Consider the following 8643-nt stretch of genomic DNA (forward strand, 5'->3'; position numbering starts at 1 on the left):
GTCTGCTACTGATTGGTAACCGGTGTCAACGCCCAGACGGACCCCAACTCCGAGGAGCAGCGCATGTCCCGAGAGCCCCGCCGCGAGCAGCTGCTCAACGCCGCCGACCGGGTCGTCCAGCGCGAGGGGCCGGGCGCCAGCATGAACGCCATCGCCGCCGAGGCCGGCATCACCAAGCCGATCCTCTACCGCCACTTCGGCGACCGGAACGGCCTGATCAGAGCCCTGACCGAGCGCCACACCGGCGGACTGCTGGCCGCCGTCCGGGCCGCCCTCGCCGAGCCGCTGGAGCGCCGCGACCGGGTCGAGCACGTGCTGGACACCTACCTCGCCGGCATCGAGGCCCGCCCCCAGGTCTACCGGCTGCTCACCCACCCCGAGCCCGGCGACCCGAGCGGCGCCGGCAACGCCCTCGCCCCCGCGCTCCGGCAGATCGCCGAGGAGATCACCCGGGCCGTACAGAGCCAGGTCGACCTCGGCGCCGACCGCGACCTGCTCGCCGAGGCCTGGGGCCGGGGCATCACCGGGATGGTGCTGGCCGCCGGGGACTGGTGGCTGGAGACCAGACCCTGCTCGCGCGCCCGGATGGTGCAGGCGCTGGCCGACCTGCTCTGGGGCCGGCTGGCCGCCGCCGCGGACCGGCCGACCGCCGTCCTGCCGACCGCGCCCGAACCGGCCGCGGACTGAGTCCTCCGTAGACCGAACTCTTGTGCGGCGCACGCAAGTCCGGGCATCATCGGGCCCCACCCCCACCCCCGCCGTGCGAGGTCCCCGATGCGCCTGCGCCGCACCGCCGTCGCCCTGCTGCTCGCCGCCACCGCCGTCCTGACCGCCGTCCCGGCCTCGGCCCACGACGGCCCCCCGGACCGCTTCCCCACCGGAACGGCCACCGCCGCCGACGGCCGTACCGCCCTCACCGACGCCCAGGGCCGCCGGCTCCTCCTGCGCGGCTTCAACCTCGACAAGTACGCCGAGGCCACCCCGGCCGACCTCGACTCCGTCGCCGCCCAGGGCTTCACCCTGGTCCGGCTGCCGGTCTCCTGGACCAGGCTGGAACCCCGGCGCGGCCGCCTCGACCCCACCGAACTGCACCGCGTCCAGCGGCTCCTCGACCGGGCCGACCGGCTGGGCCTGCTGGTCCTGGTCGACTTCCACCAGGACGTCTACGGGCCCGCGTTCGGCGGCGGCACCAACGGCGTCCCCGTCTGGGCCACCCGGGACGACGGCCTGCCGTTCACCCCGGACCCGGACGACTGGTTCGCCGGCTACTTCCAGCCCGCCGTCCAGGCCGCCTTCCGCCACCTCTACGACGACCCCGACCTGCGCGCCTGGCAGGCCGACTTCTACACCCGGCTCGCCCGCGAACTGCGCGGCCACCGCTCGCTGCTGGGCTACGACCTGTTCAACGAGCCGTTCGGCCCGGTGGACGGCGACCCGAGCGACCCGGCCGTGCTGGCCGCCGCCGCCTCCGCCCTGGAGCAGGGCCGGCTCGCCGACATGTACCGCCGCCTGATCGCCGCCGTGCGCCGGGCCGACTCCCGCGCCTGGCTGTTCGTCGAGCCGACCGTGCTGGTCGGCCAGGGCGTGCCCACCAGCCTGCCCGGCTTCGCCGACCCCCGCCCCGGCGCGGCCCGGCTCGGCTACGCGCCGCACTTCTACGACACCGCGGTCGAGGGCGGCGCCGACTGGAACCCCGCCGACGGCTTCGTGGAGCGGTACACCGCCGCGATCACCGGCTACCCGGCCGCCCACCGCCTGCCCGTCCTGGTCGGCGAGTGGGGCCCGCCGGACTCCCGCACCCCGGGCAACACCGAGCTGGTCCGCCGTCAGACCGCCGCGATGGACGGCTTCGCCGAGGGCTGGACGATGTGGTACTGGTGCCGGGGCAACGGCGGCTACTGCGCGCTCGACCCGGCCGGGCGCCCCGCCCCCGGCGACGAACCCGCCTTCGGCCCGTACCCGGTGGCCGTCGCGGGCACGGACGTCCGCACCGACGCCCGCGCCGACGGCGCCACCGTCCGCTGGCACGCCGACGGCACCGGGCGCGGCAGCGAACTCCTGCTCCCCCCGGCCGCGTTCCCGCACGGGGCCCGGGTCGCCGTCTCCCCCGCCGGCGCCCGGGTCGAGGTCGACCAGCCGACCGGCGGGCGCGCGGGAACCGTCCGCGTCCGGCTCCCGCACACCCGCCGGGGCACAACCGTGACGGTCACGCTCACCGCGGCCCGACCGTGACGGTGACGGTCAGACCAGCCCCCGGCGGGCCAGCAGCGGCCCGGTCTCCGGAGCCCGGCCGACCACCGCGCGGAAGGACTCCAGCGGGTCCCGGCTGAACCCGCGCGCCAGCAGCTCGCGCCGGAACAGCTCACCGCTCTCCCGCACCGCGCGCCCGTTGGTCTCGAACCACTGCACGGTGTCGGCGTCCAGCACCTCCGACCAGATGTACGCGTAGTACGCGGCGCTGTAGCCGCTGGAGAAGATGTGCTGGAAGTACGTCGTCCGGTAGCGCGGCGGGATCGCGTCCACCGCGATCCCGGCCGCGGCGAGCGCCCGCGCCTCGAACTCCTCGGCGTCCGCGACCTCCTCGCCGCGCGGCACGGTGTGCCACGCCCAGTCCAGCAGCGTGGCCGCCAGGTACTCCACCGTCCGGAAGCCCTGCCCGAAGCCCTCGGCCGCCGTCATCCGCTCGACCAGCTCGGCCGGCAGCGGCTCCCCGGTCGCGTGGTGGCGGGCGTAGTTGGCCAGCACCTCCGGCCGGACCATCCACATCTCGTTGACCTGCGAGGGGAACTCGACGAAGTCCCGGGGCACCGAGGTGCCGGAGAACAGCGGGTAGCGCACGTCCGAGAACAGCCCGTGCAGCGCGTGCCCGAACTCGTGGAACAGCGTGCGCACCTCGTCCCAGTCCATCAGCACCGGCTCGCCGGGCGCCGGGCGCGGGATGTTGAGGTTGTTCAGCACCACCGGGCGCTGCCCGGTCAGCCCGGACTGGGCCACCATCGCGTCCATCCAGGCGCCGCCGCGCTTGGACGCCCGGGCGTGGAAGTCGCCGATGAACAGGCCCAGCGGGGTGCCGTCCTCCTCGAACACCTCGAAGACCCGGGCGTCCCGGTGGTGGGCCGTCAGCTCCGGCCGCTCGGTGAAGGTCACCCCGTACGCCAGGTTCGCGGCGAAGAACACGCCGTCCCGCAGCACCCGCTCCAGCTCGAAGTACGGGCGCAGCACGGCCGCGTCCACCTGGTAGGAGCTCTGCCGGACCTTCTCCGAGTAGTACGCCCAGTCGTGCGCGGCGATCTCCGTGATGCCGTCCGCGGCGGCCGCCCGGGCCAGCTCGGCGGCCTCCCGGCGGGCGTTGGCCACCGCCGGCTCCACCAGCCGGGCCAGCAGCGAGGAGACCGCCTCGACGGTGCCGGCCGTCTCGTCCGCCACCACGTACGCGGCGTGGCTCGGGTACCCGAGCAGCGCCGCCCGCTCGGCGCGCAGCCCGGCCATCCGGATCGCCAGCGGGCCGTTGGCCTCGACGCCCCGGCCGAGCGAGGCGGCCAGCAGCCGCTCGCGCACCGCGCGGTCGGTGAGCTGGGCCAGCTCGGGCTGGCCGGAGGTGTTCTTCAGGCTCAGCACGTACCGGCCGTCGTGGCCCAGCACCCGGGCGTTCTCGGCGGCCCCGGCGATCGCGCCCCCGGACAGCCCGGCGAGCTCCTCGGCGGAGTCCAGGACCAGCGCGGCGGCCCGGGTGGCGGCGTTCACGTTCTGCTGGAACGTGGTGCCGAGCGCGGCGAGTTCGGCGTTCAGCTCGCGCAGCCGGGCCTGCTCGGCCGCGCCCAGCCGGGCGCCGGAGCGCACGAAGGCGGTGTACCGGCGCTCCAGCAGGCGCAGCGACTCCGGGTCCAGGCCGAGCCCGGCGCGGTCCCCGTACAGCGCCTCGATCCGGGCGAACAGCGCGAGGTCCAGGTGGATCGCGTCGTGGTGGGCGGCGAGCAGCGGGCTCACCTTCGCCTCCACCTCGTCCAGCACGTCGGTGGTGTCCGAGGAGGACTGGTTGCGGAACACCGCGTCGACCCGGCGCAGCAGCTCCCCGGAGCGCTCCAGGGCCACCAGGGTGTTCTCGAAGGTCGGCAGGCTCCGGTCCGCGGTGATCACCGCGATCTCGGCCAGCTGCTCGGCCATCCCCCGCTCGTACGCGGGCAGGTAGTGCTCCTCGCGGATCTCGGCGAACGGCGGGAGCTCGTAGACCAGCGGGCTGGCCTGGAAGAACGGGTTCACGGTCATTTCGCGAACCCTACGCCGTGTCCCGAGCCGTGCCCACGTGCTTTTGCCGCCCCTCGCGGGGCCCGCGTGCCGCCCGTTGTCGTACCCACCCGTTAACGTCGACGCGCGGGCCCGTCGGTCGCGGGCCGCGGCGTGCCCGTCCGCGGGCCCGCGTCCCCGTACCCGTCCCCGCACGCCCGACCGCGCGCCGGAGAGGAGCAGCCCCCGTGGCACCCAGGACCGCCATCGCGCCCGATCCGCACGGCCCCGGCGGCCGGCTCCAGCCGCTGGACGACACGGGCCGGCCGCTCGGCCCGCCGGAGGCCGTCCGCGACCTCGCCACCGCCGTCGCCGCCCGGGAGGCCGCCGACCACCCGCGCTGGGTCTGGGCCGCCGCCGACTCCGGGTACGCCCCGCTGCTGCCGCGCCTGCCCGACCGGCTCGCCCGCTGCCACGACCTGCGGCTGGTCGAGGCGCTGCTGCTGGCGCACGAGGGCCGGTTCGGGGCGCCGCGCTCGCTCGGCGCCGCCTGGGCCCGGCTGCGGAACCTGCCCGTCCCGGCGGACCTGCCCGAGCCCGGCCTGGCCGACGCCGACGACGGCCAGGACACCCTGTTCGCCCCCGACCGGCTGCAACTGCCGCCCGGCGCCGACCCGTTGGAGGCCGTGGTCGCCGTCCACGCCGAACAGCAGCGCCGGATCGCCGCCATCGCCGACCCGGCCGCCCGGCAGCGCTTCCGGCTGCTGGTCGCCGCCGAGTCGGCCGGCGCCCTGGTGGCCGCCGAGACGGCCCACGACGGGCTGCCCTGGCGGGCCGACGTCCACGACCGGCTGCTGACCGAACTGCTCGGCCCCCGGCCGACCGTCCCCGGCACCCAGCCCAGGGTCCTCGCCGAGCTCGCCGTCGACCTCCAGCAGGCCCTCGGCGCCAAACCGTTCAACCCCGACTCGCACACCCAGGTGCTGCGCGCCTTCGCCGAGGCGGGCATCCAGCTCGGCTCCACCCGCTCCTGGGAGCTCAAGGGCGTCGACCACCCGGCCGCGCAGCTGCTGGTCCGCTACAAGGAGCTGTCCCGGATCCACGTCGCGCACGGCTGGGCCTGGCAGGACGCCTGGGCCCGCGGCGGCCGGTTCCGGCCCGAGTACGTGGTCGGCGGCGTGGTCTCCGGCCGCTGGGCCAGCCGCGGCGGCGGCGCCCTGCAGATCCCGCGCATCCTGCGCCGCGCCGTGGTCGCCGACCCGGGCTGGCTGCTGGTCGTCGCCGACGCCGCCCAGCTGGAGCCCCGGGTGCTCGCCGCGCTCTCCCAGGACGCCGGGCTGGCCCGCACCGCCGCCGGCGGCGACCTGTACGAGGCGCTCGCCGCCCAGGCCTTCCAGGGCGACCGGGACAAGGCCAAGCTCGGCCTGCTCGGCGCCATGTACGGGCAGACCAGCGGCGACATCGGCCCGCTGCTGAACACCCTGCACCGCCGCTACCCGGCCGCGATGGGCTACGTCGAGGCCGCCGCCCGCACCGGCGAGGACGGCGGCGTGGTCGCCTCCCGGCTCGGCCGGGTCTGCCCGCCGGCCTCCGCCGACTTCCTCGACCTCACCGAGGGCGAGGGCGCTGGCGAGGCCGGCGGCCGCACCGCCCGCGCCCGCGGCCGCTTCACCCGCAACTTCGTCATCCAGGCCAGCGCCGCCGACTGGGCGCTGGCCCTGCTCGCGGCCCTGCGCCGCCGGCTGAACGAACTGCCCGCCGCGGGCCCGGAGGACCGCCCGCACCTGGTGTTCTTCCAGCACGACGAGGTGATCGTGCACACCCCGGCCAACCTCGCCGACGAGGTGGCCGCCGCCGTCGCCGAGGCGGCCGACGAGGCCCGCCGGCTGGTGTTCGGCGACACCCCGGTGCGCTTCCCGCTCAGCACGGCGGTGGTGGACTGCTACGCGGACGCCAAGTGAGCCGCGGGCACTGGACGACGCCCGGACACCGGGCCGTCAGAGCTTCCGGAACCCGCGCGCGTCCTCGGCCGCCGCGACCACCTCGGCCAGGCCCGCCCCGGTCGAGGCGGTGACGGCGGCGGCCACCGCGCCCTCCACGAACGGCGCGTCCACCAGCTGCACGCCCGGGCGCGGCTCGTCCTCCAGCACCGTGACGGCGGTGAGCACCGAGCTGCCGAGGTCCGGCAGCACGACCACGCCCGCCCCGGCGTCGGCCCGCGCGATCGCCCCGGCGATCAGGTCGTAGCTGGTGCCGAGCCCGCCGTCCTCGGTGCCGCCCGCGACGACCACCCGCACGCGGTCCGAGGCGAGTTCGCCGAGCAGCTCGCGCAACCCCTCCGCGAGCCGGGCGCTGTGCGAGACCAGAACAATGCCCACGTTCTCACTCATGCGGCCGACCCTACGGCCGGAACCCGGTACTCCGGGAGAGTGATCGGAATCCCGCGTGTCGCACCCCGTGCCCACCACCCCCGTCTGGCGTAGCGTCGGGGCTACGGCGTCGCCGGCCGTGGCGTCCTCACCCAGGTCACCCAGGTCACCAAGGGAGCGAAGAGCGTTGAAGAAGCTGATCAACACCCCGGAGAGCGTCCTGGAGGACGCCCTGGCCGGGATCGCCGCCGCCCATCCGGAGCTGACGGTGGACGTCCCCAACCGGGTGATCACCCGGGCCGCCCGCCCGGCCGGCCCGAAGGTCGCGCTGATCTCCGGCGGCGGCTCCGGCCACGAACCGCTGCACGGCGGCTTCGTCGGCCCCGGCATGCTCGACGCCGCCTGCCCCGGCGAGGTCTTCACCTCGCCCGTCCCGGACCAGATGCTGGCCGCCGCCAAGGCCGTGGAGACCGGCGCCGGCGTGGTCTTCGTCGTGAAGAACTACACCGGCGACGTGATGAACTTCGAGCTCGCCGCCGAACTCGCCGCCGAGGAGGGCCTGGAGGTCCGCACCGTCCTGGTCAACGACGACGTCGCGGTCGAGGACTCCACCTGGACGGCCGGCCGCCGGGGCACCGGCGCGACCGTCCTGGTCGAGAAGACCGCCGGCGCGCTGGCCGAGCGCGGCGCCCCGCTGGACGAGGTGGCCGCCCTGGGCGAGCGGGTCAACGCCGCCTCCCGCTCCTTCGCCGTCGCGCTCACCGCGGCCACCGTCCCGGCCGCCGGCAAGCCCGGCTTCGACCTGCCCGAGGACGAGATCGAGGTCGGCGTCGGCATCCACGGCGAGCCCGGCCGCCGGCGCGAGAAGCTCCGCCCGGCCCGCGAGCTGGCCGCCGAGGTCGTCGACACCATCCTGACCGACCACCACCTGACCCCGGGCGACGAGGTGATCGCCCTGCTCAACGGCCTCGGCGCGACCCCGCTGCTGGAGCTGTACGTGGTCTACGGCGAGGTCGCCGCCCGGCTCGCCGAGCGCGGCATCACGGTGGCCCGCAGCCTGGTCGGCAACTACGTCACCAGCCTGGACATGGCGGGCTTCTCGCTCACCCTCACCAAGGCCGACGCCGAGCTGCTGGAACTCTGGGACGCCCCGGTCGACACCCCCGCCCTCAAGCGGGCCTGAGGAGGACGCACGATGGACTTCGACACCCCGCTGGCCGAGGCCTGGGTCCGCGCGATCGCCGCGGCCGTCGAGAAGGAGCGGGCCCGGCTCACCGACCTGGACTCCGCGATCGGCGACGGCGACCACGGCAGCAACCTCCAACGCGGCTTCGCCGCCGCCCTGACCGCCCTGGACGGCCTCCAGCCCGCCGGCCCCGGCGCCGTCCTCACCAAGACCGGCACCACCCTCATCTCCAAGGTCGGCGGCGCCTCCGGCCCGCTCTACGGCAAGGCCTTCCGCGCCATCGGCGCCGCCCTGCCCGACCCGGCCGGCCCGGCCGCCGTCGCCGAGGCCCTGTCCGCCGGCCTGGACGCCATCCGCCTCCTCGGCAAAGCCGCCCCCGGCGACAAGACCATCGTGGACGCCTGGACCCCAGCCGTCGCCGCCTTCCGCGCCACAGCCGCCACCGGCGCCGACCTCCCCACAGCGGCCGCAGCGGCCGCCGACGCCGCCGAACAGGGCGCCCGCGACACCATCCCCCTCCAGGCCCGCAAGGGCCGCGCCTCCTACCTCGGCGAACGCAGCATCGGCCACCAGGACCCGGGCGCCACCTCCACCGCCCTCGTCTTCCGCACCCTCGCCGACATCACCACCACCTGACCCCCACCCACCGCCCCTCACACCCACCCCACCCGCTTCACCCCCCACCTCCCGCACCAGGGCCACCTCCCCCGCCCCCACCCACCCGCACCAAGGCCACCTCCCCCGCCCCCACCCACCCGCCCCTCCCCCCGCGAGAGGGACGCGCTGCGGGAGGGGGTGGCGCAGGGGGTGGCCGCGGAGAGGGGCGTGACGGGTGATTTTCAGACTGCCAACGATCTGAACGCC

At 76.0% G+C, this 8643-nt stretch carries 7 protein-coding genes; 5 read left to right on the forward strand and 2 right to left on the reverse strand.

Annotated features, from left to right (window positions below; all coding sequences use genetic code 11):
• Positions 1-63 precede the first annotated feature (63 nt).
• Together ACFVXH_RS21730 and ACFVXH_RS21735 are read left to right on the forward strand one after the other, a co-directional pair.
• Positions 64-687 (forward strand): TetR family transcriptional regulator, encoded by a 624-nt coding sequence (locus ACFVXH_RS21730; RefSeq protein WP_049655722.1) that lies wholly within the window; start codon positions 64-66, stop codon positions 685-687.
• 87 nt (positions 688-774) lie between these two features.
• A complete protein-coding gene (locus tag ACFVXH_RS21735) occupies positions 775-2232 on the forward strand; it encodes a cellulase family glycosylhydrolase (RefSeq protein ID WP_387826164.1) in 1458 nt (485 codons plus the stop codon).
• 9 nt (positions 2233-2241) lie between these two features.
• On the opposite strand, the gene ACFVXH_RS21740 is transcribed toward ACFVXH_RS21735, so the two are convergent.
• Positions 2242-4266, reverse strand: coding sequence for a M3 family metallopeptidase (locus ACFVXH_RS21740; RefSeq protein ID WP_387826167.1), 2025 nt, complete (start codon positions 4264-4266; stop codon positions 2242-2244).
• Between the two features lie 206 nt (positions 4267-4472).
• Here ACFVXH_RS21740 and ACFVXH_RS21745 point away from each other — a divergent pair, with 206 nt between their 5' ends.
• Positions 4473-6185: a bifunctional 3'-5' exonuclease/DNA polymerase gene (locus ACFVXH_RS21745; protein WP_074005551.1), complete on the forward strand. Its 1713-nt coding sequence runs from the start codon at positions 4473-4475 to the stop codon at positions 6183-6185.
• Between the two features lie 36 nt (positions 6186-6221).
• On the opposite strand, the gene dhaM is transcribed toward ACFVXH_RS21745, so the two are convergent.
• A complete protein-coding gene (gene dhaM, locus ACFVXH_RS21750) occupies positions 6222-6614 on the reverse strand; it encodes a dihydroxyacetone kinase phosphoryl donor subunit DhaM (RefSeq protein ID WP_387826170.1) in 393 nt (130 codons plus the stop codon).
• Positions 6615-6780: 166 nt separating this feature from the next.
• Here dhaM and dhaK point away from each other — a divergent pair, with 166 nt between their 5' ends.
• Together dhaK and dhaL are read left to right on the forward strand one after the other, a co-directional pair.
• Positions 6781-7776 carry a dihydroxyacetone kinase subunit DhaK gene (gene dhaK, locus ACFVXH_RS21755; protein WP_049659693.1) on the forward strand — a complete coding sequence of 332 codons (996 nt, stop codon included), beginning with the start codon at positions 6781-6783 and terminating at the stop codon, positions 7774-7776.
• Positions 7777-7788: 12 nt separating this feature from the next.
• Positions 7789-8415, forward strand: coding sequence for a dihydroxyacetone kinase subunit DhaL (gene dhaL / locus ACFVXH_RS21760; RefSeq protein WP_074005550.1), 627 nt, complete (start codon positions 7789-7791; stop codon positions 8413-8415).
• The last annotated feature ends 228 nt before the right edge of the window (positions 8416-8643 follow it).

This window comes from Kitasatospora sp. NPDC058184 (genome assembly GCF_042883725.1).
GTDB lineage: Bacteria > Actinomycetota > Actinomycetes > Streptomycetales > Streptomycetaceae > Kitasatospora.